Raw genomic sequence first — 26,629 nt, 5'->3', positions numbered from 1 at the left:
AGCCGTTCCGTGTCCTCGCGTTCCGAGCAGGGTGGTTTCACGCTGGTGGTGGCGCTGGCGGCGCTGTTCATGGTGGCGCTGGCGACCCAGCAGGTCATGGCCGTGGTGTCCCAGCAGGCGCAGCGGGAGCGGGAGGCCGCATTGCTGCGCATCGGTGCGGCGTACGTGGCGGCCATCGGTGCCTACCACGAGCGGTCTCCCGGTAGCGTCAAGCGCTGGCCACCGTCGTTGGACGCACTCACCGATGACAAACGCTTCGTCAACCTGCAGCGCCACTTGCGCAAGGCGTACGCGGACCCCATCACAAGAGGCGGTGAGTGGGGCTTGGTGCCCGCGCCAGACGGTGGCGTGGCAGGCATCTTCAGCCGAAGCGATCTGGCGCCCATCCGTTCGGCGGGCGCAGCGCTCGACGCCTTGGGCTTGGCCCGGGCCGAGCGCTACAGCGACTGGAAGTTCGTCTATCAACCCGCACCTCAACCCGCACCGGACTCCGCGCGATGACCCTGTTCTTCCACGTCCGCTGCATGCGCCTGGGCGATACGCAAGTGTCCGAGCAAACCATGGCCGCCAGTTCCGAAACCGCCTTGCGCCAGACCTTGGCCAGCCAGGGTTGGACCGTGTTGAGCGTGAAGGCCGTCAAACCTGTCGCGGCAGCCCCATCGGCTCGAAGCCAGTTTGCGCTCTTCTGCCGCGAGCTGAGCACCCTGATCCAGGCGGGCATGTCGGTGGTGGAAGCGGTGGACACCTTGTCGGCGCGCGAGCGCCTGTCCGGACGAGCAAATGGTCTGGCCGCAGAACTGCTCGAACGTCTGCAGCACGGCATGTCCCTGTCCAACGCGTTGGAGCAACTGCCCCAGGCGCCCGCCGTCCTGGTGGCTGCCGTGCGCGCCGGGGAGCGCACCAGCGACCTGGCGCAGTCGTTGAGCGACTACTTGAAGTTCGACACGCTCGTGGAGCAACTGCGCCGCAAAGTGATCAGCGCGTCGATCTATCCGGCCTTGGTGACTTCGCTGGGTGTGGGCATCTCGCTCTTCCTGCTGCTGGTGGTGATGCCCAATTTCGCGCGGATGTACACGAACCTGCGGGGTGGATCGAGCGGTGCCACGGCTGGGATGATGGCGCTGAGCCAATGGGTTGCTCAGCACCAGATAGTGACCTTCTCGGGTGTGGCCTTTGTCGTGGCGTGCATCGCCTGGTGGGTGTGGCGAGGGGCGGCACGGCGGCACGGGTTGGCGCTCGCCTCGCGAATTCCGTGGATGCGCAGGCGAATGGACGACTTTCAGTTGGCCATGATGTACCAGGCCCTCGCGCTGATGCTCCGAGGCGGATACCCCATGACGGAGGCCCTGGTCGTGGCCAGTCGATCGGCATTGCAGGCGCGGACGGCAACGGCATTGGCACAAGCGCTGGCGCGCATAGAGCAGGGTGGCGCCGTGGCACCTTCTTTGGCCGGCGCCGGCCTTTGCGACGAAGTGGGCCGGCGCCTCATGGCCGCAGCCGAGCGCAACGGCGATTTTTATCTGGCGGCCGATGTGGTGTCCCGCATGCACGGCGAGAGATTCGAGTTGTTCGTCGAGCGCTTGACGCGCGTGGTGGAGCCCGTGCTGTTGATGCTGGTGGCCCTCATGGTGGGCAGCATTGTGGTCATGATGTACCTGCCGGTCTTCGACATGGCCACCCGTTTGGGTTGATGCTCATGAACCACTGCGCACCGGATGCCGCCACGTTGGCACAAGCCCTCACGGACGTCCGCGGTGGCGCGTCGACGATGGCTGGCAAGGGGGTGGCGGATCTGATGGCGGATCTGATGGAGCGCCTCGCGTGCACGGAAGAAGCACTGCAATGGGCGTTGCGCCGCCATCAGGGCATTGCCGTGCTGTCCGACGCCGAGTTGGCCGCCTGCATGGCAGGGGCGGTGCGGCTGCCCTGCGATCCGCCCGGGTGGCGGCTGACGGTAGACCGACAGACGTTTCTGCTCTTCGACGATCCCTGGAGCGACGTGGCCACGCAGTCGCTGGCGCGCAGCGCGCAGGCCCGGCTGGCCCTGGCCCGTAGCGGCCACATGCAGATGCTGCTGCAACAGGCAGGCCGATCGGGTTCAGGCAAGCCGCCGGCGGCAGCCGGGGCAATCGGCCATGGCGGGCAGAGCCCGGTCGTGGCGTTTGTGGGGGCGGCGATCGAAAGGGCCTATGCCGAGGGCGCGAGCGACATCCACTTCGAGACCGATCGGCATGGCGTGTCGGTGAAGTTTCGACTCGACGGGGTGATGTCCCCGGGGGATCGTCTGGCCGATGCACAGCGGGCCGAAGAGGTCATTTCGCGCATCAAGGTGATGGCGCATCTCGACATCACCGAACGGCGCAGGCCGCAGGACGGTCGCATCCATTGGCCGCCATCGGATGGCGGCGATGCGGTGGACCTGCGGGTGTCCATCATGCCCAGCATCTTTGGCGAAGACGCCGTCTTGAGGCTGCTGGACAAGGCCCAGCTGCGGCACAGCCAAAGCGGTGTGTCGCTGGACTTGTTGGGTTTCGAGCCCGAAGCTGCGGGGCGGATTCGCCAGTTGGCCCGGCATCCGCATGGCATGTTGCTGATCACCGGGCCCACGGGCAGCGGCAAGACCACCACCGTCTATGCGGCATTGACCGAGGTGAACGATGGCCTGGAAAAGATCATCACCATCGAAGATCCGGTGGAATACGAGTTGCCGGGGGTGCTGCAGATCCCGGTGAACGAGCAAAAGGGCCTCACGTTCGCCAGCGGCCTGCGTTCCATCCTGCGCCACGACCCGGACAAGATTCTGGTGGGCGAGATCCGCGATGCCGAGACCGCACAGATCGCGGTGCAATCGTCGCTGACCGGGCACCTCGTGTTCACCACCGTGCACGCCAACAGCTTGTTCGACGTGCTGGGGCGGTTCCAGCACTTCGGCATTGAGCCCTTTGCGCTGGCCTCCGCACTGAATGGCGTGGTGGTTCAACGCTTGTTGCGGCAGGTGTGCCCGCATTGCCTGGCCTGGCGATCCGCGACGCAGGAAGAGGCGCAACGGCTGGAGGCGGTCGGGCTGCCCGTGCCCCTTGCGCTTCCTGCGCCGGCGGGCTGCGCGCACTGCCGCCAGACCGGTTACCGGGGGCGGTTTGTGGTGGCCGAGGTGCATGTGCTCAGCGACGTGGTGCGAGACCTCATGGTGGCCAGGGCCAGCATGACCGCGTTCAAGCAGGCGGTGTACCGCCAGGAGGCCGATCGCCTGCTGGTGCAGGCGCTGGACCTTGTCCGGCGAGGAAGAACAACCCTGGAGGAGGTGAGCCGTGTGGTGGGTCTGGCGTGAGAAGGTAGAGCTGCTCATCGACGTGGGCGTGGTGCGGGTGCTGCGGCAGGGCTGTGGCGAGGTGTGTCTTGAGCATCCCGCAAGCCTGCCGTTGGCCGACGTGTTGGCTCAGGTGAACGAAGCCTGCGAACGAAGCAAGGGAAGACCTTGGCGCTTGCACGTGTCATTGGGCGCAGCACTGTGCCCTGTCACGTCTCTTGACCTTCCTCAGGGTGTTGAACGTGGGTCCGAAACGATGGCCGTGGCGCGCGCGAGCGCCGCTCAAGCTTGGGGATTTCCACCGGAGCAGGCGCACGAGCTGGATTGCGCGGTCGACCCGCAGCGCAAGTCGGAGGTTGCGGCGCTCCTGGCCGCAACGCACCAGCAGATTCGCGAATGGGCCGCGTTGCACGGAGGTCGCCTGGCATCGTTGGTGCCCGCTGCCGCTGGTCCATATGGCGCTACCCTGCAGTTCGTGCCTTCGCGCGCATCGGCGATCGCATGGCGTTTCGCGGGCATGTGGCTGTTGTGCCTGGCCGTGTTCACGGGGTGGCAGGTGTGGCAGCAGCACTCGGTTCAACGAACCCTCCAAACCGAGTTGGCCCGCTTGCAAGCCGATTTGCAGGCGAGGTCGGTCACGGCGGCGCCCGCCGTCAACCTGCGCGAGGCGAGCGAACGGTCGGCCTGGCGCTTGATGCAGCGGGACTGGAATCGCCTCTACGACACGATCGAAAGCGCCGAACTCACCGCCGTGCGGATGGTGCAACTGAGCTTTGAGGCGGAGACGGGAGACGCGCGCTTGGAGATCGAACTCGACCCCGTGGGGCAGAGTTCCGATGTGACTGCCGCGCTGAACCGGAACGAGACGCCTGGCACTTGGCGTGTGGAGAGCATCGTGGCTACCGGCGGCACGGCCATTGCCAGCCCTTTCGCAGGCACCCGCTTGCGCGGTGTATGGCGTGCGCGGCTGGAGTGAGGAGCGAGGGGCTGGCCTTGGGAGCGCCTGGCTTCAGATCCCTTCCCGCTCGTCGTCGTCGTCGTCCGTTTCCGGCACGAGGATGGCAGCGTATTGCAGATAACCCTGCTGCTCCAGGTCTTGCAGCAGCGGTGTGACGTCGGCGCCCAGCAGGCGGGCAATTTCCTGGTCGGTGCGTTTGCCGTTGGCCATGAGCAGCAGCGTGTGGGCCTCTCGGCCCACGAAGTCACGTCGCGCAATGGCCTGCCAGGCGCGGGGCGTCTTGGCGTAGCGGCGGAGGTTGTCGTCCATGTTGTTCTCCCCTGAAATACAGGTGCGAATTCTGGTCCGAATTCCGTCGTAGGGTGCCTGTCAAATATGACAAGTGTTTGATAACCACATTGGCGTCACCGAGTCAGTGGGCGTGCGCGCCCCAGCGGGTGGGCGGGTGGCCCATGGCCGCTTTGAACATCGCGCTGAAGGCACTGTCGCTCGCATATCCGGTGGCCGCCGCCACCTGCGCAATCGGTGTGCCACGCGCCAGCAGCGGCAGGGCATGCGCGAGCACCGCCTGCTGGCGCCATTGCTGGTAGGTCGTGCCCAGTTCCTCGCGAAACAGCCGCGCCACGGTGCGCTCGCTCGCACCGGTGTTGGCTGCCCATTCGGCCAGCGTGGCGCGCTCGCCGGGGGCATTGAGCACGGCTTCGCACAAGGCGCGCAGGCGTTTGTCGCGGGGCAATGGCACGCCCAGGGTCTGGGTGTCGGCGTGCGCGAGTTCGTCGAGCACCAGCCGGATCAGCAACTGGTCGCGCGACGGTTCGGCGGCGCGGCGTGTGTCCGCGTCCATGGCCTGGACCAGCTCGCGCAGCAAAGGCGAGACCACGATCATGCGGCTGCCGTCCCAACCCGGCGGCGCGGCATCGGCGTGCACGTAGAGCGTGCGCAGCTCGGCCGTTTCGAGCACGGTGACGGCATGCCGCATCCCGGGCGGGATCCACACCGCGCGCGAGGGCGGCACGATGTAGCTCACGGCCTGCAGCATCGGGTCGTCGGGCGCGGCGAACACCTGCACGATGCCGGTTCCGCAGTAGGCGAGCTGGCCCCAGGCATGGCGGTGCGGTTCGAAGTGGGTGTCGGCCGTCAGCGCCCGGGCACGCACCCGCACCGGGCGGTCGCCATCGGGCACGTAAGGATCGGTGTCGCCCATCGGCTCGGCCAGCTTTCGCCGGTGTTGGCGGGTTTTCGCAATAAAGTGGCTCATCGTCGCGATCCGGAAGATGGGCTTGAGTCTACGATCGCGCCATGTCTTCCTCAAGCACCACCCATCCCTTGCCTCCCGTGGCCTTGCGGCAGGACGCCAGCCTCATCGGCCTGGTGGGCCTCGCGCACCTGATCAGCCACTTCAGCCAGTTGCTGCTGCCACCCTTGTTTCCCTGGCTGAAAGACGTGTTCAACGTGAGCTATGCCCAGCTGGGCTTCCTGATGTCGGTGTTCTTTGTCGTCTCTTGCCTGGTGCAGGCGGTGTCGGGTTTCGTGGTGGACCGCTTTGGCCCGCGCCCAGTGCTCTTCGCCGGCCTTGCCCTGCTGGGCCTGGCCGCATTCGGTTATGCCTTCAGCACGAGCTATTGGATGCTGGCGCTCTTCGCCGTTGTGGCGGGCGTGGGCAACGGCGTGTTCCACCCGGTGGACTACACCTTGCTCAACCGCAAGGTGAGCGCGCCGCGCCTGGGCCATGCCTACAGCGTGCACGGTATCACCGGCAGCCTGGGTTGGGCGCTCGCACCGGCCATGATGGTCTCGCTCACCCTGGCGTATTCGTGGCGCGTCGCCCTGGCCGGCGCCGGCGTGCTGGCCTTCACGGTCGTGGCGGTGCTGTGGTTCAACCGCGAACGCCTGAGCCTGCCGGCAACGCCCAAGCCGGCCGCGGGCCACCCGCACGTGCCGGTGGAAAACCCCATGGCCTTCCTGCGCATTCCGGCGGTGTGGATGTGTTTCGCCTTCTTCTTTTTCTACGCCATGGCGCTGGGCGTGGTGCAAGCCTTCGCGCCCGAGGCCGCGCGCCATCTGCACAACGTGCCGCTGACCCTGGTGGCCGTGTGCCTGACCACCTACATGCTGTGCTCGGCCGGCTCCATGGTGTTGGGCGGCTTCCTCGCCTCTGACCCGGCGCGCTGCGAGCGCATCGTGGGCATCGGTTTTGGTTTGGCGGCTTGCTTTGCCCTGGTGCTGGCCTTCGCGAACCTGCCGGCCGCCGCGGTGCCGGTGCTGTTTGGCGCCATGGGCGCGGCCGCAGGCATCGCCGGCCCTTCGCGCGACTTGCTGGTCAAGCGCTCCACGCCAGAGAACGCGACCGGGCGCGTGTATGGTGTGGTGTATTCGGGCCTGGACATCGGGCAGGCCATTTCTCCCCTGATCTTTGGCGTGCTGATGGACCAGGGCCGCTACCAGGCCGTGTTCATCGGCCTGGCGGTGGTGCAGGGCGTCCTGATCGCCAGTGCCTTCAACGTGCGGCGCGTGCGCCGCACGGCTGTCCCGCTGGTGGCTTGAGTTCTTTCTTCTTCACGCTTGCACAGGGCGCGCGCCGCCCAGTGCCATGTTGGGGCCGGCCAACGTTTATTTGCGATGCGTCAAGATGCTAATCTACCCGTCCGGGTATAAAAGTGTCTCCCGACGTCATTCCTTCGCCTGAAGGCCGATCCCCGCAGATTCCGTTTCCATGCCGGCCTCCTCCCGTTTGCTGCAGCAGTGTTTTGAAGAAGCACTGTCGAGTGCGCCAGAGATGCTGGCGCGCTGCGCGGACGCGGCCATCGCCAGCCTGCAGGCGGCCGAAAAGGCTTCGATGGACGTGCGGGAGCGCGACCAGTTCGCCAAGGCCTGGTGGGGCCTGCTGCAAAACAAGATCCCCTGGGGTTCGCAGTTCACCCAGCACCTGCGCGAGGCGTTGGACACGTCGCCAGAGTCGAATTCTTCGCGGCCGGGACTGCTGTCGACCACGTCCATGCTCTCGCTGGTCGAGGACCAGGCGGTCAACGAATCGCTCGAATCCGCGCGGCTGGTGCACGATCTTTTGCCGGTGGTGGAGCAGCAACTTTCGGTGCTCGACGCGCTGATGAGTTCCGTGGTCGGGTTGCCGACCGTGCAGGCCGAACGCAACCCGATGCGGCCTTCGGTATTCGTGCGGGCCTTGCGCGCGCTGATGGCCGCGAGCGAATCGGAACCCGAGGTGCGCGCGATGTGGCTGCGCCACATGGACAAGGCCCTGGGCCATGAACTGCAGAAGCTCTACGAGCGCGTGGCCCTGATCCTGCAACGCGCGAACGTGCAGGAAGCCGGCTACCGCGTGCGGTTGGCGAGCGGCGCCACCCGCCCGGGCGTGGGCGGCAGCGCCTCCACCCGCGCGGCCCCGTTCGACACGTCTTCTCACGGCGAACTCGCCAGCCAGTGGCAGACCTCTGGCCATGGCACGCACAGGAATTCCACCTGGGGAAGCGCCACGCACCTGCCGCCCATGCCGTCGCTCGGGCGCCGCCAGCCGGGCGTGGGCCACCACGTCTTCCACGAATTCCTCAACGAGGGTGGCGCGCAATACGACCGCCATCTCACGCCCGAGTACTACGAGCAGGTGAGCGAAGAGCTCGCCGCGATCGAGGCCTACGCCGCGATTCCCTTGCTCGACGAGTCCATGATCATCGAGCGGCAGACGCAGTACCGCGATCTGCCCGCTGTGGACCGGCCGGCGCGCGAGGTCGGCATTGGCAGCCAGCTGAGCCGGCAAGCCTGGGGCACCTACGCCGCGGCCCACGAGCGCGAGCGGGTGCTGATGCACCTCAAGCAGAAGGCGCAGCGCGTCCACCAGGCCGTGGGCCTGGACCTGGTGCGCACGCTGGTGAGCCAGGTGGCGAGCGACCCGCTGCTGCTGGGGCCCGTTCGCGAAGCGGTGGTGGCGCTGGAGCCGGCTTTGCTGCGCCTGGCCATGGCCAACCCGAAGTTCTTCAACGAAGAAGAGCACCCGGCGCGGCGCCTGGTCGAGAGCGTGGCGCAGCGCAGCTTCAAGTTCAACGACGAGTTCACCGAGGAATTCGGCGGTTTCTTCCAGCCGGTGCAGCAGGCGTTCAACGCGCTCAACGCCAATGCTTCCAGCGATCCGCAGCCCTTCGCAGACGCGCTGACCGCGCTGCGCGAAAGCTGGGACGCCCAGGACCGCAACGAACTCGCGCTGCAGGACAACGGCCTGCAGTCCATCCGCTACGCCGAAGAGCGCCAGGCGATGGCCGACCAGATCGCCTGGGAGCTGAGCCAGCGTCCCGACGTCGAGAATGCCCCGGGCGTGATCCTCGATTTCCTCTATGGCCCGTGGGCGCTCGTGATCGCCTCGGCCCAGCTGGACGACGCGGGACAGCAACTGGACCCGGGCGGCTACCGCAAGGTGGTCTCCAACCTGTTGTGGAGCGTGAAGAAAGAGGTCACGCTCAAGCGACCCAAGGAGCTGTTCGCCATGGTCCCGGCCATGCTGGCCACGTTGCACTCGGGTCTGGACATGCTGGGCAAGACGCGCGAGGAAACCAAGCCTTTCTTCGACGCGCTCATGCGCCTGCACCAACCGGTGCTGGGCTTGCGGCGCGCGCGCATCCGCCACGACGCCAGCCTGTCCGAGCCGGGGTCGGTGGAGGGTGTGCCGTCTTCCCTGCCGATGGACGACATCCCGTCGTCGATGTCAATGGATCTGGACGAAACCCTGCCGGCCACGCCGGAACAGCGCAACCCCCGCCCGAAGGCGCAGCCCTGGCTGGGCAAGGTCGAGCTGGAGGCGGCCGGCTTCCAGGACACGATGCCCAGCGATTTCGACGACTTGATCGAGTCCCAGGTGCAGGCGCGCGCCAGCGCAGACGATTCCCAGGCAGCCGCGTTGGCCCAGGAAGCCGAGCGGGCGGACATCAACGCCGCGGCCGTGCTCATTTCGCTGCGCGAAGGCGACTGGGTCGACCTGTATTCGCACCGCGAATGGCTGCGCGCGCAACTCATCTGGGCCAGCAGCAAGAGCACCTTGTTCATGTTCGTGAGCCGGGGTGGCCGGCCGCACTCCATGACCAAGCGCAGCTGCGAACGCCTGATCGCCAACCGCCTGCTGCGTCCGGTCAACGCACCGGGCGCCGTGGTGGAGAAGGCGCTGCAATCCCTGAAGACGGTCGGCAAGCCCAAGGATGTGGTCCGCGAGCAGGGGGCGCTGGCCTCTGTCGGTGCTCTCCTACATCGGCCGTCGAGCTGAGCCGACATGGCGGGGCATGGCCCGCGAGGATCATCCGTTGACGCGATCAACGCACCTCGGAGAAGACCATGAGCCCCAACCATCAGCGCGCGGACAGTGGCGACGACCTGCTGATCCACTACCTCCCGCATGTCCTGATCGGCGTGATGCTGGTGATGGCCGGGATGCTGATGGCAGGTTTTCTCTCCGTACTGGACGATATCGCCGAGCGCGGCGAAATGCGGCGCCAGCACCAGCGTGCCACCGGCTCGGTGCTGCTGGGGGACGAGGTGCGCACATCGGTGTCGGCGGATACGGCATTGCTTTCGGTTCGATGACGGCAAGGCAGCCCGGCGCGCCTTGACACCGGGACGGGCTGTGCAGACGGCGGGTGCGGCAGGTTGGCGTATCCTCGGACGATTGCCAGCAAGTCCGTGAACCGACCTGTCCCCATGAGAATGAAAAGATTGCCGACCCAAGTCCCCGGTTTGGACGAAATCCTGCACGGTGGCCTGTTTGGAGGGGGCGTATACATCTTCGAAGGCCCGCCCGGTGTAGGTAAGACCACCCTGGCCAACCAGATCGCCTACACCCTGGCCCAAGGTGACGTGTGCACCCTGTACGTCACCATGCTCGCCGAATCGCACGCGCGCATGCTGCAGCACATGGAAGGGCAGGACTTCTTCCAAAGATCGCAGGTCAACGCGCGCGTCTTCTACATCAGCGGCTACCGCGAATTCGAGACCGACGGCCTCAAGGGCGTGGTGGGCCTGTTGCGCGCCGAGTTGGCTCGCCATCGCGCGTCCCTGCTCGTGATCGATGGTCTGGTCGTGAACCGCGAGGCCATGTCCGCCGACGAATCCGTGCGGCAGTTCGTTCACGAACTGCAGAGCCTGGTGAGCGTGATGTCCTGCACCTGTCTGGTGCTGACCAGCGGGCACGGCAATGCGCTGAGCGCCGAGCAGACCATGGTCGACGGCATCTTTGCCTTCGAAGACCACGGCTTCCACTGGCGCGCCGAGCGCCGCCTGCAAGTGCGCAAGTTCCGCGGCAGCATGGTCATTCGCGGCAGCCACACGTTCTGCATTTCCGACAAAGGCCTGCGGTTCTTCCCGCGCCTGGAGAGCCTGCCCATCGACCCGAAGAAGGACAACAGCCCCCAACTGGCCGTGCAGCACGTGTCCTCCGGTATGCCCGGGCTCGACGGTGTATTGCGCGAACGCGGGCTGCTGGCGGGCAGCGCCGGCATCGTGGTGGGCGAGAGCGGCAGCGGAAAGACCACCGTCGCGCTCGCGTTCGCGTCCTCGGCCACCGTGGAAGAGCCTGCGCTGTTCATGACCTGCACAGAGACCGCCGACGATCTTCAGCGCGCGGGCAGCAACCTCGGCCTGGCCATTGCCGAAGCAGTGGACTCCGGCGCCTTGCAGATCGAACGGCTGGGCCTCGAAGACGAGTCCATGGACGAGATGGGGCACAAGGTGCTTCGCCTCGTGGACGAGCTGGGCGCACGCCGCTTGGTCATCGACGGCCTGGCTGGCCTGGCCGACACCCTGGCCTTTCCCGAACGCGGCTACCGGTTCCTGGGGAGGCTGTTGGCCGAACTGCGGGAACGCGGCGTGACCTCGCTTTTCACGGTCGACCCGGCGGCCCTGGCCGTCGCGGCCGGTACCGCGTTGGCCGATGGCGTGGTGGGCCTGTTCGACAACGCGTTCGACTTCTCCTCGGAGCCCAGATCGCTCGCCGCCAGCCGGGAGACGGCTGCCGAAGGCGTCGGTCGCCGCTGGCTGGGCGTGACCAAGGTGCGCGGCGGCCACGCCAGCCAGCAGTCGGTCGACGTGCAGCTCGCCGTGTCCAGCCGCCGGCCCTCGGGCTCCTGAACGCAACACCACACAACGCCATGCAAGCGGGACCACCACGGTGAAACTGGTCTTGGTCGTCGAAGACGAATACGGCAACGCGGAGGTCATGCGGCTGTTGCTGGAGACGGCCGGCTACCGTGTGGCCAACGCGTCCAACGGCAAGGTCGCCGTCGAGTTGCTGAAAGGCGAGGCGCCGGCGCTCATTCTGTCCGACTTCATGATGCCCACCATGAACGGCGGCGAACTCGGTCAGATCGTGCGTAGCGACCCGGCGCTGGCGCAGATTCCGTTCATCTTCATGAGCGGGACGAGCGAAGAGGTGGTGCGCCAGAGCTTCAGCGACTACGACGCCCTTCTGGTCAAGCCTTTCGACGTGGATGCGTTGTTGGAGCTGGTCGCGCAGTTGCTGGAGAGCGGACGGCCGGCGCGGCCGACCTCGCATGAGGTGGACGATTCGATGAAGCAGTTGTTGAAGGGGATTCAACTGCCACCGCAGGAGTAGGGCAGCGGCGGCATGTTGGCACCCATCTGCATTTTCCTATGACGACTACCGAAAGCGTGTCCTGATGCCTACCCAACCTCCCGTCAAAGGCCCCGCGTCCTATTTCCCGTCCATCGAAAAGAAATACGGCCAGCCGATCGACCATTGGATGCAGGTGCTTCAGAAGGCCGGCCCGATGAAGCACATGGAGCTGGTGAGCCTGCTGAAGACGGAACACGGCATGGGCCACGGCCATGCCAATGCGCTGGTGGCCTGGCACATGAGCAAGACCAGCGCGCGCTGAGGGGTCAAGGCGCGGCGTTGAGCAGGTTTTCGTAGAGCGATGCGTAGCGCCGCGCTGGCGCGTCCCAAGCGAACTCGCGCGCCATGCCGGCGCGTTGCACCGCGCGCCAGGTGCCGGTGTCGCGCCAGGCGTTGGTCGCACGGACGATCGCATCGCCGAACGCTGCCTGATCGTGCGACGCCATCACGAAGCCACCACCGCCATCGGCCGCGTCGGTCACCGAGTCCCGCAAACCGCCGACGGGCGCGACGATGGGCGGTGTGCCGTAGGCCTGGCTGTACATCTGGTTCAGGCCGCAGGGCTCGAAGCGCGAGGGCATGAGGAAGGCATCGGCGCCGGCCTCGATCTGGTGGGCCAGGGTTTCGTCGAAGCCGAGGGTCACGCTCACCTGACCCGGGTGGGCAGCCGCAGCGTCCCGCAGGGCATCCTGCAGCGCGGTATCGCCCGCGCCGAGCACGACCAGCTGGCCGCTACCCTGCACGATGGCGGGCGCCGCCCGCGCCACCAGGTCTACGCCCTTTTGGTCAGTGAGGCGGCCCACCAGGCCGAAGAGCATGCGGTTGCGCGTGGGCTGCAGCTCGCAGTGGGCTTGCAGCGCGGTCTTGTTGGCCGCCTTGCCCGAGAGGTCGGCCGCGCTGTAGCGAGCGGCAATGAGCTTGTCGGTGGCCGGGTTCCACACCTGCGTGTCGATGCCGTTCAGGATGCCGTGCAGGTCTTGGCGGCGGCTGAGCAGCACGCCGTCCAGTCCAAAGCCGTTGTCGGCCTGCTGGATTTCGTGCGCGTACGTCGGGCTGACGGTGGTGATGGCGTCGGCGAACTGCAAGCCGGCCTTGAGCATGGACGCCTGTCCCCAGAACTCCACGCCGTCGATGCCGCGGTCTTGCGCGGGAATGCCGAGCGAGTCGCAGGCGTCCATGGGAAACAGTCCTTGGAACGCCAGGTTGTGCACGGTCATGATGCTGCGGGCCACCGGCGTCGTGGCACCTACGCGCGCATGGCGCAGGAACAGCGGCGCGAGACCACAAGGCCAGTCGTTGCCATGCACGATGTCGGCCTGCCAGCCGCAGGGCGTGGCGGCCGTGCCCATCCATGCGGCGACGCGGCTGAGCATGCCGAAGCGCCGGGCGTTGTCGGCATGGTCTGGTCCTGCGGCTTCGCCGTAAGGGCTGCCGCCGCGCGCATACAGCTCGGGACAGGACAACAACCACATCGGCGCCGTGCCGGGGCGTTCGAGTTGGAGCAGTTGCGCGGCGGGCCAGGGGCCGAAGGCCGGCAGCACGAAGTGGCCGGTGAGTTCGCCCCGGGCCTGCATGTGGCCGTAAGCCGGCATGAGCACGCGCACGTCGTGCCCCAGCGCCGCCAGCGCGCGCGGCAGGGCGGCGCTCACGTCGCCCAGGCCGCCCGTCTTCACCAGCGGCGCGCATTCGGGAGTGACGAAGAGGATGTTCATGCTGCCTCCTGCCGCACCAGCACCGCGAACGGCAGGCGGTGGCCTTGCGCGCCAACGTCGCCGAGCACGTCCTGCGCACGCAGCCCGCGGCCGTCGTCGGCCAGGACTTCTCCGGTCATCGTGTTCTGCCAGTGTTCGGTCCTGTCCAGCGTGGGGTGCGCTGCCGCGATGTGAACGAGGGTGTCGCCCCAGCCCCGCTGCGCCAGTCCGTGCAGCAGACGCGCGACCAGCACGACCACCGCGCGTCCTTCGTGCAGGCGGGCAAACGCCAGCAGGTGTTCGCCCGCTGTGCCTGCAACGGCCAGTGGCAGGTAGGCGCCATCGCGGAACAGGCCGGCGTGCGCACGGCGCAACTGCAACAGACGCCAGGTGACCATCTGTTTGAGTTCCGCGCCGGGGCAGGCCGGCAGCAAGGCGCGCCAGAGCGCCTCGCTCGGCCATGCACCGTGGGCGTACAGCGGCTGGTGGCGTTGCAACGCGGCGGCGAGTTCGGGGAAGTCCACGGGGCGGCGGTTGTCCGGGTCCACCAGGCTGAAATTCCACTGCTCGCAGCCTTGGTAGATGTCGGGCACGCCGGGCACGGTCATCTTCAATGCAAGCTGGGCCAGGCTGTTGCGAAAGCCGGTGGGTGCGATCCCGCGCACGCAGGCTTCCAGCCGCTGCACGAAGCTCTCGAACGACAGCGCGCTCTCGATGTAGCGTTCCATCGCCTGCTCGTAGGCTTCGTTCGGGCTCAGCCAGTGCGACTCACGCTTGGCCTCGCGCATGGCTTTCTGCATGGTTTGCTGCAGGCGCTGCCGGAGTTCGCCGCGCTCGGCTTGCGTGGCGCCATGGGCCGGCCAGATGCCCACCAGCGCCTGGAACAACGTCCAGCGGTCCTGTGTGGACGGGGCCGCGACACCGTCGACTTCCGACTGGAAACGCTCGCCCAGGCGATCGAGTTCGCTGACGGTCTCGGCCCACTGCGCCGGGATCTCCGAGAGCACATTCAGGCGCGCCCGCACGTCCTCCGAGCGTTTGCTGTCGTGGGTGGAGGTGGCCAGCAGCCAATGCGGCCGGTGGCGCGCGCGCTGCACGTTGGCGTTGTGAAACGCGGCCACCGACACGCCGAAGCGGCGCGGTTCGGCGCCCACGTCGTTTAGCGAGGCGAGTCGCACATAGCGGTAGAAGGCCGTGTCTTCCACCGCCTTGGCCATCACGGGGGCGGTGAACTGCTGCCAGCGTTCGACGAAACGTTCCCGCAGGGCCTGTGCAGGCCCGGCCTCGCCGAGCAGGATGGGTCCCAGGCTGTCGAGCAGATCGGCCTCGGTGCGCTCCAGCCGCTGGCGCGCGCGCGACAAGGCCCAGGCCACGTGCTGGCGGTCGGTCTCGCTCGGGCCGGGCGTGTCCGCACTGACGTAGGTGCGGTACACCGGAAAGGCCGCCGCCACCTCGGCCAGGGCGCTGCGCAGGCGTTGGCGCGTGAAGTCGCTCATGCGGCGCTCGGCGCGCGTGATGCGGTGCAGCGTTTCGGTGAGCCAGTTCAGCTCCGCGCCGAAGGCCGAATCGATCACCAGCTTCTTGCAGGCGTGCACCGTGTCTTCGAACGAGGTGGTGTCGCCGGTGAAGCTCTCATAGGCGTCGTCGAAAGCGCTCTCACCCGCCGGGTCGACGAACAAGCCATTGACCAGGCTGCTGAAACGGTAGCCCGTGCCGCCGTGCACCGGCCATGCCTCGGGCATCGGCTCGTGGTCGGCCAGGATCTTCTCCACCACAAGGTAGAGCGCGCGCGGCTCACGCTGCGCGGCGCGCGCCATGGCGGCGTAGCGCTGCTGCAGCAGGCGGAAGTAGGCGTGCGGCCGGCTCAGGCCGTCGGGGTGGTCCACGCGCAGGCCGCTGACCTTGCGGTCGCGCAGCCAGCCCAGCACGCGCTGGTGCGTGGCCTCGAACACGCTGGCGTCTTCCATGCGCAAGGCGGCCAGGGCGTTGATATCGAAGAAGCGCCGGTAGTTGATGTCGTCGTTGGCGGTGCGCCAGTGCGCCAGCCGGTAGGCCTGGCGGCGCAGCAGTGCGTCCAGCGCATCGAAGCTCGCGGCGTCGCCCGGCGTGCCGTTGAGGGCGCGCAGCGCATCGTCGATCCAGGCGCGCAAGTCACCGTTGGAGTGCACGAGCGCCGCAAAACGTTGCTGCAAGGCGCGCGCCTCGCGCCAACGCACGCGGCGCGCCTGCGCATCCGCCGTGTGGCGCGGCACCAGCTCACCGAACGCTCCGAGCAGCGCGTGCACCTCGGCCATCTCGGCTTCCTGGGCGGTGGGCGGGGGGGCGGCGGCCAGCACGGCGGGCACGTCGCGCGGGTCGATCGGTGCGCGGTGATCCCAATGGTGCACGGCGAAGCGCCCGGTTTCGACGTCGAAACGCAGCTGCAATTCACCGGCTGCGAGCACGCGGCCGTAGTGGTTGCCCAGGATGGGCAGCAGCAGGCGTCCTTGCATCTCGGGAGCGGCCGGGTGCCACTCGATGTCGAAGGTGGGTGCGTGCGGCGAGGCCTCGCCGTGTTCGAGTACATCCTCCCACCATGGGTTGCGGGCTTCCAGCACAGCCATGTGGTTGGGCACGACGTCGAGCACCTGGCCCATGCCGTGCGCGTCCAGTTCGGCGCAAAGCGCCGCGTGGGCATCGTCGTCGCCAATCTCGGGATTGAGCCGCGTGGGGTCGACCGCGTCGTAACCGTGCGTGCTGCCGGGGCGCGCCATCAGGTAAGGCGAGCCGTAGAGATGGCTCACGCCCAACGCGGCGAGGTAGGGCACGGCAGCGCGCGCCTGGGCGAAAGTGTGGCCGGCGTGGAACTGCATGCGGTACGTGGCCAGCGGGATGTCGGCGGTTTCCAGACCAGGCAGCGCCAGATCGCGTTCGCGTCGCATGGCCGCGCACACCGCGGTCCAGGCGGGCAGGGTGCTCAGCGCTTCCAGCGCGACCTCCACGCGGTGGCGCCAGTTGGGGTGCTGCGCTTCGCTGGTGCCGGGTACGTTCACCTGCGCCACCTGGCCGGTCACGTCTTCGAGCTGTACGGCGGCCAGCCAGCACGGCGTGCGCGCGAGGTAGGCGTGCACCGCGGCGATCAGCGCCGGGCCGGGTTGCTCGTGCGGCGGTGGCGGCGCGGCCCCCTCGGGCAGCAGGCCTTCCTGCTCGAGCGCGCGCCACAGCCGCGCCCGGTCCTGCGCGCGCTCACCCAGCAGGCGTTCGTGCGCCGCCGCGTCGGGCAGCAGTTGCAGGCGGTGTTGCGTGGCGACGTCCGCGCCACGCCAGAAGCCCGCCAGGGTGGGTAGGTCGTGCGTGCTCACCACGGCGAGCGCCTGGGGTGGCCAATCGGCCGGCCGGCGAAATGCTTCGTCGGGTGCGCGTTCGAACCACAGCGGCCGGTACGACAGCATCGCGCAGCGCGCCATGGCTTCGCGCATCTCGGGCGGCACATTGCCCAGGTCCTCGCCGATCACGGCGCAGCGGTGGCGGTGGCTCTCCACCGCCACAATGGCCAGCAAGGTGTCGAGCGGGTAGCGGACATAGCTGCCGCCCTCCGAGGTGTTCCAGAACAGGCGCATGAGGGCCATGACGTGGTCCATGCGCAGTGCACCTGCGTGGCGCATCGCGGCACCGAGCAGCGCGATGAAGGGCTCGAAGTGCGCGGCGGCCAGGGCTGTGGGACTCATGGGCGGCAGGCCCCAATCCTGTCCCAGCCGGTTCAGCGGATCGGGCGGCGCGCCCACGTGCGCCCCCCGGGCATACAGGCCGCGCATCACCCAGGTTTCCGAACCGCCCTCGTTGGCGCCGACGGCGAGGTCGCCGTACAGGCCCACGGGCATGCGCTCGCGGGCGTGTTGCTGGGTTTGCGCCAGTTGCTCGTGGGCCAGCCACTGAAGCCAGAAGCGGAAGTCCACCTCGTCGGCGTGTTCGCATTCGAAATTGCGCACCGCGAGGCCCTCGTGGTCCTGCAGCTCCAGCGGCCAGGCGGGCCAGCCCCAAACCGTGGGGTCCGATGCGTGCAGGCGCAACTGGATCACTTCCCACAGCGCGTGGCGGCCCAGTGTGTCGGCGTGCCCGTGCTGGAAACGCAAGAAACGTTGCCGCCGGTCGGTGCCTGCGCCCTGCGCGCGAAAGTGCGACCACAGCAGGCGCAAGACTTCGTGCTTGGTGGCCGCTACGTCCGCGTACCGCACTTCGCGCGCGTCGCGCAGGGCATGCAGCTGGCGTTGGAAGCCCGTGCTCGTCACCAGGGTCCGGGCGGAGTCGCAAGTCTCGAACTCGGGCACCGCCTCGACGTCGATGAACAAGGGGTTGAGCGCCAGGCGGCTGCAGGGGCTGTAAGGCGTGGCGGCTTCGGGCTGGTGCGCGAACAGAGCGTGCAACGGGCTCACGCCGACGAAGGCCGCGCCTTGCGCCGCGGCAATGTCCACCAAGTCACGCAGATCGGTGAAATCGCCGATGCCCCAGTTGCGCAGGGAGCGCAACGCGTAGAGCTGCGCGCTCAGGCCCCACCAGCGCTGGCCTTCGTGCCATTCGGGGGGCATCCAGCAGGTGGCCGGCGCAACGATGACCAGCGACGTGCTCGACGCCGTGCACAGGCGGTAGCAGCCCGGTACCAGCGAGTCGGGGCAGTCCACGTACGGCGAGGTCCCGGCGCACACCACGTCGCCACTGCGGGCCTCGCGCAGTTGCCAGGGGCCGTCTTCGGCCGCCCATCGCGCAGCCTCGCCCTGCCGCAGCAGCACGGGCGGCGGCGGCACCGGCGCACCCGGGTCGCCCATGGCGTTGAGCAGCTTGCGAAGCACCGCAGGCGGTACCTGCTGGTGCTCGCCCCAGAAGCTGGTGTAGTGCAGCGCGATACCGGCCGCCGCCGCGCGCGCCTGCAGTTCTTCTTCGCTCATGTCGGCTCCCACACGCGCCATCGCGCCGACCAGGCAGGCCATGACCCGTGGGCATCCGGGCGGTTGTGCGCGAACACGGTTTGCAGGCGGCCGGAGGGTTCGAGCACGGTGCCCTCCACCGGCTCGTCGCCGAGGTTGATGTCGAGCAGCAACGCGGGCCCGGTGGTGTAGTGCCAGCGCACATGCAGTCCGGTTGCACCGACCCTGCGCGCGGCGTGCGCGCCGTGGTTCAGCGCGGCCTGGCGCGGCGCGATCCATTCGCGGCGCACCGCGAGTGCGGCACGCACCAGGGCTTGCCGCGCCTCGCCGCGGGCTTGCGACCAGGGCAGGGCGCTGGCCTGGAACGTGGCTTCGCTGCACGGGTCGGGCAGCGGGTGGCCGGGCGTTTCCTCGTGCCCGAATTCGCGCCGCCGTCCGGCACGCACCGCCTCGCGCAATTCGCCGTCCCAATTGGCGAAGTAAAGAAAGGGCGTGTCGGCCGCCCGCTCATCGCCCTGGAAGAGCATGGGCGTGGCGGGTGTCAACAGAGCAAGCAGCAGGGCGAGTTCGATGGCACCGGGCGGTGCGAGCTGGTCCAGCCGCTCGCCGAAGGCGCGGTTGCCGACCTGATCGTGGTTGTTCACGAAGTTCACCATGGCGCCCAGCGGCTGCGCGGGGGCCGGGCTGCAGGAGGCACGGCGGCCGCCTTCGAGGCGCGTCGTTTCCTTGAACACGAAGCCGTGCGTGAGCGCGCGCGCGAGCAGGTCGAGCGGGGCGTGCGCGTAGTCGCCGTAGTAGCCCTGGCGTTCACCGGTGAGCAGCACGTGCAGGGCGTGGTGGAAGTCGTCGTTCCATTGGGCGTCGAAGTGGCCTGGCTGGGGTGTGGCGGCCAGGCGTCGGCGCTCGTTCTTCTCGTTTTCCAGAATGAGATGCACGTGTCGGCCAGCCGTGGTTTCGCGCACGCGCTGCGAGAGCTCGTCGATTACATCGGGCGCGCTGCGGTCTTCGATGGCATGCACCGCATCCAGCCGCAGGCCATCGAAGCGGAACTCTTGGATCCAGTACAGCGCGTTGTGGATGAAAAAGTCGCGCACGCTGTGGCTGCCCGCGCCATCGAAGTTCAGCGCCGCACCCCACGGGCTCTTGTGCGTGTCCGAGAAGAACTGCGGCGCGTACCGGTCTAGGAAGTTTCCCTGCGGTCCGAAGTGGTTGTAGACCACGTCGAGGAACACCATCAAGCCCAGTCGGTGAGCGGACTGCACAAAGGCCTTGAGTTCGTCCGGGGCGCCATAGGCGCTGTGCGGCGCATAGGGCAGCACGCCGTCGTAGCCCCAGCCGAACTGCCCGGGGAAGGCCGCCACAGGCATGAGTTCGATGGCGGTCACGCCCAGGTCGGACAGTTGCGCCAGGCGTTGCGCAGCGGCCGCGAACGTGCCTTGTGCGGTGAACGTGCCGACGTGCATTTCGTATATCACGGCGTCGCACCATGGCCGACCTCGCCAGCCTGCGTCCCATTCGAACGCGAGGGGATCGGTGACGCGGCTGGGACCCATGGGGCCGTGCGGGTTGTGGCGCGAGGCCGGATCGGGCACGCGCTGCCCACCGTTCACTTCCCATTCGTAGAGCGTGTGCGCATCGGCGTCGTTCACGCTGCAGTGCCACAGCCCATCCCCTTCGCAGCGGGCCGTCACGCGGCAGAGGTTGTCGTGGGCGTTGCGGTAGACCAGCACCGGCTCCTGGGCGTCGGGCGCCCACAACCGGAACTCAGCGCCGCCTTCTGGGCGCAGCGTGGCGCCAAAGGGCATGGTGTGCTGGTGTTTCATGTCGCGTCCCGGGCGGCCGTGGTGAGAACGGCCATCGAATGCGGCACCAGGGTGATCTGCCCGCCGCTGGCCACGGCGTCGCCCTGGGTGGCCACGGTGGCGTGGCGCGTGTCCACGCGCACGGTCCAGTCGCGGGCGGATTCGTCGGCAGGCAGGGTGAAAACGGCGTCTTGCGGTGTGGCGTTGAACAGCAGCAGGACGGCCTGCGCTTCGACGCCGCTTTCGATCCAGGCGGCCACGCAACGCGCCTGGGGGTCGTCCCATTCCTCCGGCGTCATGGGCAGGCCCCACACGCTGTGCCATTGCACGCTGGGGCACGGCAGGTCGTCCTCGGCGCCGTGCGGCCACGCACGCAGGCGCAGCACGCCGAGTTCGCGCCGCAGCGCCGCGAGCGCGCGTGTGAAGGCGAGCTGTTCGTCGTGGCGCTCGGCCAACGCCCAGTCGACCCAGCTGATGGCGTTGTCCTGGCAGTAGCCGTTGTTGTTGCCGCCCTGGGTGCGCGCGAATTCGTCACCGGCCAGCAGCAACGGCACGCCGTGCGAGCAGAAGAGGGTGGTGAGGAAATTGCGCATCTGCCGCTGGCGCAAGGTGCTCACTTCGAGGTTGCCGTCGGCCGGGCCTTCCAGGCCGCAGTTCCAGCTGCGGTTGTGCGATTCGCCGTCCTGGTTGTCTTCGCCGTTGGCCTCGTTGTGCTTGTCGTTGTAGCTCACCAGATCGTGGAGCGTGAAGCCGTCGTGCACGGTGACCAGGTTCACACTGCTCCAAGGCGCGCGCCGCCGCGGTGCGAGCATGTCGGCGCCGCCGCACAACGCCGCGGCGAACGCGCCCAGGCTGCCGTCAGCATTGCGCCAGTAATCGCGCACGGCATCGCGGTAGCGCCCGTTCCACTCCTGCCAACCCTGCGGGAAACCGCCCACCTGGTAGCCCTCGGGGCCGAGGTCCCAGGGTTCGGCAATGAGCTTGACCTTGCGCAGCACCGGGTCCTGCGCGATCGCGCCGAAGAAGGGAGACCGGTGCGTGAAGGCGCCCGACGCATCGCGGCCCAGCGCACTGGCCAGATCGAAGCGAAAGCCGTCCACGTGCATCTCGGTGACCCAATAGCGCAGGCTGTCGAGCACCAACTGCAACGCGGGCGGACTGCTGGTGTCGAGCGTGTTGCCCGTGCCGGTGAAGTCGGTGTAGAAGCGCGGCTCCTCGGCGAGCCGGTAGTAAGCGGCGTTGTCCAGACCCTTGAACGACAGCGTCGGACCCAGGTGGTTGCCTTCGCCGGTGTGGTTGTAGACCACGTCGAGGATCACCTCGATGCCCGCCGCGTGCAGCGACTTCACCATGATCTTGAATTCGTCCACCGGGTCGGCAGTGCCGTAGCGTGGCTCGGGCGCGAAGAACGCCACGGTGTTGTAGCCCCAGTGGTTGGACAGGCCCTTTTCCAGCAGGTGCATGTCGTCGATGAAGGCCTGTACAGGGAGCAACTCCACGCTGGTCACACCCAGGGACTGCAGGTGCGCGATGGCGGCAGGGCTGCCCAACCCCGCGTAGGTGCCTTGCAGTTCGGGCGGCACGCCTGGCATGCCGTGCGTGAAGCCGCGCACGTGCAGTTCGTAGAACACGGTGTCTTCCGGACGGTGCGCGGGTGGCGCGTCCTGGCCCCAGTCGAAGCTGTTGCGCACCACCTGGGCCTTGACCGCCGTGGCACCGTTGTCGCTCGTGTCCTGGGCGAGGTCTTCCTCGTCGTGTCCCAGCACATAGGCAAACTGCGTCCCGTCGCCGCGCAAGGAGCGGTCGATGCGCTTCGCATACGGGTCGAGCAGGAGCTTGACCGGGTTGAAACGCTGGCCGGCGGGCGGTTCGTAGGGGCCGTGCGCGCGCAGGCCGTAGCGCTGGCCCGCGCGCAATCCCTTGACGTGACCGTGCCACACGTCATGGGTCGCGCAGGGCAGTGCGATGCGTTCGACTTCCGTGCGCCCATCCTCGGCGTAGAGACACACTTCCACGCACGAGGCTGCGCTGGAGTACACCGCGAAGTTGACGCCATCGCGGTCCAGCGTGGCACCCAGGGGCCACGGCCGTCCGTCTCCGACCGTGTGGTGCCGGGCGCGCGGACGGCGGGTTCGAGGGGGAGGGGAGGGAGCGTGCAGGGGTGTGCCGGGCCCCTGGCTCATGCCATGGCTCCGAGTCGCGGTTCGCCGGTGAGCCATTCGATCTGCGCGACCGGCGGGGCCTGTTCACTGGGTGTGGGCGCGGCCACCACCTGCTTTCGCGCGGGGAAGAACCGCGCCGGCACCACGACAATGCCGCTGGGGGTCACGTGGAAACGGCGGCGGTCTTCCTCCAGGTCGAAGCCGATGGATTCGCCCGGCGGGATGTCATTGTCCTGGTCGACGATGGCGCGCCGGATGCGCGCACCTCGGCCCACGCGAGAACGCTCCATGACGATGCAGTGCTCGATTTCCGCGCCCGGCTCCACCAGCACCGAGCGGCGCAGCATGGCATGGTCCAGCCGTGCGTTGTCGACGATGCTGCCCGAGCCCACGATGCTGCGGTTGATCAAGCCGTTCTCGATCTGAGCAGACTCGGCCTGGTCGGGGCTGGCGTAGATGGGCCAATGGCGGTTGGTCATGCGGAACTTGGGCCGAGCGCCCAGGGTGTCGAAATGGGCCTCGTAGTACGCGTCCAGGGTGCCCACGTCGCGCCAGTAGCCGGACTCCTCGTAAGGTTCGGTGCCGGGGATGGTATTGGTGTGGAAGTCGTAGGCCATCAGCTTGTGGGTCTTGAGCATGGCCGGCAGGATGTGTTTTCCGAAGTCGCTGTGGCCGGTCTCATGGGCACTGCGCAGCGCCGCGAGCAGCACGTCGGCATTGAAGACGTAGTTGCCCATGGAGGCCAGTGTGTGCGTGCGGCTGCCCGGCATGGGGCGCGTGGCCTGGGGCTTCTCCACGAAACCCGTGATGCGGTGGTCCTCGTCGGTCTCGACGATGCCGAACTGGTCGCATTGCGACAGCACGACGGGTAACGTGGCCACGCTCACCTGCGCGTCGTTGGCCACGTGGAAATCGATCATCTGGCGCACGTCCATGCGGTAAATGTGGTCGGCGCCGAACACCACGACGATGTCGGGCCGGAAGCTCTCGATCAGGTGGATGTTCTGGTAGACCGAATCGGCCGTTCCCTGGAACCACTCGGGGCCGTTGCGCATCTGGGGCGGCACCACCGTCACGAAGTGCTGCGGTATGAAACGCGTCATCGTCCACGATTGCCGGATGTGCTCGATGAGCGACTGCGACTTGTACTGGACGAGAAGGTAGATCGAATAGACCTCGGAGTTGACCAGGTTGGAGAGCACGAAGTCGACGATGCGGTGTTTGCCGTTGAAGGGCACGGCGGGCTTGCAGCGTTCGGCGGTCAGGGGGTGCAGGCGCGAGCCTTCACCTCCCGCCATCACGAACGCCAGTATGTTCTTGCTGCGAGACATGGGGAGCTCCCTGGATTAAGGATTCGAGTGGTGGAAGGGAGCGGTTGGAAAGCAACACGGTCGCCAGAGGCGGCGCGGTGAGCAACAGCGAGGCGGGCATGCCGCCGCAGGCCACCGGCTGCGCTTGCGCGCCACCGAAGTTGCCCGCGCCACTGCCGCCATAGGCGTTCGCATCGCTGTTGAGGAGCTCATGCCATTCAATGGCAAACGGCGTGCCCATCCGCAGTCCGGGCCTGGCTTGCGCCGAGAAGTTGCAGATCACGAGGACCACCTCGTCGCCGTGTCGGCGCAGGAAGGCCAGGATGTCCGGATCGCCGTGTTCCAGCGGCAACCATTCGAAGTGCGCCGGCCCGAAGTCCTGCGCGTGCATCGCGGGCAGCGCGCGATACACCCGGTTGAGGTCGGCCACCCATCGCAGCAGCCCCGCGTGCAGCGGCTGCTGGCACAGCGGCCAGGCCAGCACCGCCTCGTGGTGCCATTCGTGGGGCTGGCCGAATTCGCCGCCCATGAAAAGCAGCTTCTTGCCCGGGTGCCCCCACATGTAGCCGTACAGGTTGCGCAGGCCGGCGAAGCGCTGCCATTCGTCACCGGGGTGGCGCTGCAGCAGACTGCCCTTGCCATACACCACCTCGTCGTGCGAAAGCGGCAGCACGAAGTTCTCGTCGAACGCGTAGACCGCCGAGAATCGGATGTCCTTCTCGTGCCAGCGCCGGTACACCATGGGCCGCTGCATGTAGCGCAGGGTATCGTTCATCCAGCCCATGTTCCATTTCATGCCGAAACCCAGCCCGCCGTGATGCACGGGGCGGGACACGCCAGGCCACGCGGTGGATTCCTCGGCGATCGTGTGCACGTCGGGGAACTGTGCGTAGACCTGGGTATTGAGGTCCTGCAGGAACCGCACCGCCTCCAGGTTGTGGTGGCCGCCCTGGTGGTTCGGGATCCACTCGCCCGGGCGGCGCGCGAAGTCGAGGTAGAGCATGGAAGAGACCGCGTCCACGCGCACCGCGTCGAAGTGGTAATGACGCAGCCAGAACAGCACGCTGTCGATGAGGAAGTCGCGCACCTCGTGCCGCCCGTAGTTGAAGATCAGGCTGTTCCACTCCGGGTGGAAGCCTTGCCGCGGATCGGCGTGTTCGTAGAGCGCGGTACCGTCGAAGCGCTCCAGCGCATGCGGATCGCCCGGGAAGTGCGAACCCACCCAGTCGAGCACGACGCCGATGCCCGCGCGGTGCAAGGTGTCGACCAGGGCCATGAGGTCCTGCGGTGTGCCGTAGCGCGCCGTGGGCGCGAAATAGCCCGTGGTCTGGTAGCCCCAGGAGCCGTAGAACGGGTGCTCGGCGACGGGCATGAGCTCGACGTGGGTGAAGCCGAGCGCGGTGCAGTGGGCGGCCAGACGCTGGCCGAGTTCGCGGTAGTTCAGGAAACGGCCATCGGCGTCGCGCTGCCAGGAACCGAGATGCACTTCGTAGATCGACATCGGGCGCGCGCCACCCTGGCGTTCGCCGCGCGTGGCCATCCAGTCGGCGTCGCCCCATTCGAAACCGAGCGACCAGATCTGCGAGGCGGTGCCCGGCGGCAGTTCGCAGCGGTGTGCGCACGGGTCGGCCTTGTCGCGCATCACACCGTCCACCCCGTGCACGCGGTATTTGTAGAACTCGCCGTGCCGCGCGTGCGGTATCTGCGCGCTCCACCGGCCAGTGGTGCCATCGCGCTCCATGGGCTGGCCCTGCCAGCCGTTGAAATCCCCGATCAGCTCCACCTGCCAGGCGTTGGGTGCCCAGACGCTGAAGCGCACGCCCTCGGGCGTGGGGTGTGCGCCCGGCGAGACGGTGTCTTCATCGGCAAGTTTGTCGGCAATGCGTGGGACATGTTGCATGGGGTGGATCACAGCAGGCGGGCCTGGCCGGGGTGGTCTTCCACGAGGGCGCACAACGCGTCCAGGTGCTGCTGCGGGCCGTGCATGAAGCCGCTTTCGGCCTCGGCGGGGGCCTGGAGGAAACAGCTCAAAACGGTGCTCATGCCACGGTGTCCTTGCGTTCAGGGACGGCGGTCTGACGCGCGCGGTCGATCAGGAGGGTGGTGGAGCAGCCCGCCCGGTGGTTCAGCACCACGGTCCGTCCGCCCCATTGCCCTATGCGTTCGGCCTCGGGCGGACGGTCCAGGCTGTAGGGGCCGCCCCTGACGTATACCCGGGGGCGAAGCTCCTCGAGCACGGTCAGCAGCGTGGGTTCGTCGAACACCACCACCAGGCTCACGCATTCGAGCGCGGCGACCACGGCGGCACGATCGGCCTGGTTGTTCAGTGGGCGTCCGGCGCCTTTGTTGAGGGCGCGCGCCGAGGCGTCGCTGTGGATGCCCACGATCAGGCTGCACCCCAGGTAGCGTGCCTCGCACAGGTAGTCGATGTGTCCGCGGTGCAGCAGGTCGAACATGCCATTGGTGAAGACGTGCGGCTGCGCAAGCCCGGCGGCCCGGCGCTTCAGGTCGGCACGCGCACAGATCTTGATGGCGCTCATATGGGCAGCTTGTCCAGGCCATCCCATTGCTTGAGCAGCGTGAAAACGGTCGAGGGGACGGAGAGATTCATGTGACGTGCGCGGTGGCAAAGGGAGACGGTTCTCTCTGATGGCAATGGGCGTGCCATGCGCCTGCCGGCGGCGAGGGGCGCTCATTGCGGCCTGCGTCAGACGGGCGCGGCCTGTGCGGCAAAAAGTGCCGCACGCTTTGCTGCGCCTGCCTTGGCGGCGCAGGGGTGGGGCGCTGAAGAAGTGATCGACAGAATCGACGTGCCGGGCACCGGGCTTGCCGTCTCCGTTCCAACGCCGGGCCGCAGTGGTCCAGCGAACCCAC

20 protein-coding genes are annotated in these 26,629 nt (G+C 67.7%); 10 read left to right on the top strand and 10 right to left on the bottom strand.

Annotated features, from left to right (window positions below; all coding sequences use genetic code 11):
- The first annotated feature begins 9 nt into the window (after positions 1-9).
- Genes F9K07_RS18005 through F9K07_RS17990 form a run of 4 tightly spaced genes read left to right on the top strand, consistent with a single transcriptional unit; the run spans position 10 to position 4,283 of the window.
- The gene (locus F9K07_RS18005; RefSeq protein ID WP_159594734.1) at positions 10-501 is read left to right on the top strand and encodes a type II secretion system protein; all 492 of its coding nucleotides are present in this window, start codon (positions 10-12) and stop codon (positions 499-501) included.
- Entirely contained in the window at positions 498-1,691 is a 1,194-nt protein-coding gene (locus F9K07_RS18000) for a type II secretion system F family protein (RefSeq protein ID WP_159594733.1), read from the top strand. Before F9K07_RS18005 ends, F9K07_RS18000 begins: the two co-directional genes overlap by 4 nt.
- A gap of 5 nt (positions 1,692-1,696) precedes the next feature.
- Entirely contained in the window at positions 1,697-3,328 is a 1,632-nt protein-coding gene (locus tag F9K07_RS17995) for a GspE/PulE family protein (protein ID WP_159594732.1), read from the top strand.
- Positions 3,309-4,283, top strand: a complete 975-nt coding sequence (locus tag F9K07_RS17990; RefSeq protein ID WP_159594731.1) for a hypothetical protein — start codon at positions 3,309-3,311, stop codon at positions 4,281-4,283. The genes F9K07_RS17995 and F9K07_RS17990 overlap by 20 nt, the downstream gene beginning before the upstream one ends.
- 33 nt (positions 4,284-4,316) lie before the next feature.
- Here the strand turns inward: F9K07_RS17990 and F9K07_RS17985 are convergent, their stop codons facing one another.
- Together F9K07_RS17985 and F9K07_RS17980 are read right to left on the bottom strand one after the other, a co-directional pair.
- A complete protein-coding gene (locus tag F9K07_RS17985) occupies positions 4,317-4,574 on the bottom strand; it encodes a hypothetical protein (RefSeq protein ID WP_159594730.1) in 258 nt (85 codons plus the stop codon).
- A gap of 103 nt (positions 4,575-4,677) precedes the next feature.
- On the bottom strand, positions 4,678-5,523 hold the full coding sequence (locus F9K07_RS17980; RefSeq protein ID WP_159594729.1) for an AraC family transcriptional regulator: 846 nt from the start codon (positions 5,521-5,523) through the stop codon (positions 4,678-4,680).
- Between the two features lie 41 nt (positions 5,524-5,564).
- On the opposite strand from F9K07_RS17980, the gene F9K07_RS17975 reads away from it, so the two are divergent.
- From F9K07_RS17975 to F9K07_RS17950, 6 genes are all read left to right on the top strand, one after another.
- Positions 5,565-6,809 (top strand): MFS transporter, encoded by a 1,245-nt coding sequence (locus tag F9K07_RS17975; RefSeq protein WP_159594728.1) that lies wholly within the window; start codon positions 5,565-5,567, stop codon positions 6,807-6,809.
- Between the two features lie 169 nt (positions 6,810-6,978).
- Positions 6,979-9,528, top strand: a complete 2,550-nt coding sequence (locus tag F9K07_RS17970) for a DUF1631 family protein (RefSeq protein WP_159594727.1) — start codon at positions 6,979-6,981, stop codon at positions 9,526-9,528.
- A 68-nt stretch (positions 9,529-9,596) separates the two neighbouring features.
- Positions 9,597-9,845 (top strand): hypothetical protein, encoded by a 249-nt coding sequence (locus tag F9K07_RS17965; RefSeq protein ID WP_159594726.1) that lies wholly within the window; start codon positions 9,597-9,599, stop codon positions 9,843-9,845.
- 114 nt (positions 9,846-9,959) lie between these two features.
- Positions 9,960-11,384 carry an RAD55 family ATPase gene (locus F9K07_RS17960; protein WP_328793991.1) on the top strand — a complete coding sequence of 475 codons (1,425 nt, stop codon included), beginning with the start codon at positions 9,960-9,962 and terminating at the stop codon, positions 11,382-11,384.
- Between the two features lie 40 nt (positions 11,385-11,424).
- Positions 11,425-11,868, top strand: a complete 444-nt coding sequence (locus F9K07_RS17955; RefSeq protein ID WP_159594724.1) for a response regulator — start codon at positions 11,425-11,427, stop codon at positions 11,866-11,868.
- Positions 11,869-11,932: 64 nt separating this feature from the next.
- Entirely contained in the window at positions 11,933-12,151 is a 219-nt protein-coding gene (locus F9K07_RS17950) for a DUF4287 domain-containing protein (RefSeq protein ID WP_159594723.1), read from the top strand.
- 4 nt (positions 12,152-12,155) lie between these two features.
- Here F9K07_RS17950 and glgA read toward each other — a convergent pair whose 3' ends face one another.
- From glgA to F9K07_RS17915, 8 genes are read right to left on the bottom strand one after another with little or no spacing between them, the layout of a single operon-like run.
- Complete coding sequence (gene glgA / locus F9K07_RS17945; RefSeq protein ID WP_159594722.1) at positions 12,156-13,601, bottom strand: glycogen synthase GlgA; 1,446 nt, start codon at positions 13,599-13,601, stop codon at positions 12,156-12,158.
- Complete coding sequence (gene treY, locus F9K07_RS17940) at positions 13,598-18,502, bottom strand: malto-oligosyltrehalose synthase (protein WP_159594721.1); 4,905 nt, start codon at positions 18,500-18,502, stop codon at positions 13,598-13,600. The genes glgA and treY overlap by 4 nt, the downstream gene beginning before the upstream one ends.
- Positions 18,499-20,304, bottom strand: coding sequence for a malto-oligosyltrehalose trehalohydrolase (gene treZ, locus F9K07_RS17935; protein WP_159594720.1), 1,806 nt, complete (start codon positions 20,302-20,304; stop codon positions 18,499-18,501). Before treZ ends, treY begins: the two co-directional genes overlap by 4 nt.
- Complete coding sequence (gene glgX / locus F9K07_RS17930; protein WP_159594719.1) at positions 20,301-22,466, bottom strand: glycogen debranching protein GlgX; 2,166 nt, start codon at positions 22,464-22,466, stop codon at positions 20,301-20,303. Before glgX ends, treZ begins: the two co-directional genes overlap by 4 nt.
- Complete coding sequence (locus tag F9K07_RS17925; protein WP_159594718.1) at positions 22,463-23,776, bottom strand: glucose-1-phosphate adenylyltransferase; 1,314 nt, start codon at positions 23,774-23,776, stop codon at positions 22,463-22,465. Before F9K07_RS17925 ends, glgX begins: the two co-directional genes overlap by 4 nt.
- Entirely contained in the window at positions 23,730-25,655 is a 1,926-nt protein-coding gene (glgB, locus tag F9K07_RS17920; RefSeq protein ID WP_159594717.1) for a 1,4-alpha-glucan branching protein GlgB, read from the bottom strand. The genes F9K07_RS17925 and glgB overlap by 47 nt, the downstream gene beginning before the upstream one ends.
- Before the next feature lie 8 nt (positions 25,656-25,663).
- Positions 25,664-25,798 carry a hypothetical protein gene (locus F9K07_RS32105; RefSeq protein ID WP_268894718.1) on the bottom strand — a complete coding sequence of 45 codons (135 nt, stop codon included), beginning with the start codon at positions 25,796-25,798 and terminating at the stop codon, positions 25,664-25,666.
- Complete coding sequence (locus tag F9K07_RS17915; RefSeq protein WP_159594716.1) at positions 25,795-26,295, bottom strand: adenylyltransferase/cytidyltransferase family protein; 501 nt, start codon at positions 26,293-26,295, stop codon at positions 25,795-25,797. The genes F9K07_RS32105 and F9K07_RS17915 overlap by 4 nt, the downstream gene beginning before the upstream one ends.
- Between the last annotated feature and the right edge of the window lie 334 nt (positions 26,296-26,629).

The organism is Hydrogenophaga sp. BPS33, from assembly GCF_009859475.1.
Lineage (GTDB): Bacteria > Pseudomonadota > Gammaproteobacteria > Burkholderiales > Burkholderiaceae_C > Hydrogenophaga.
The sequence above is the reverse complement of the archived record's forward strand: the minus strand, read 5'-3'. Positions and strand labels throughout refer to the sequence as shown.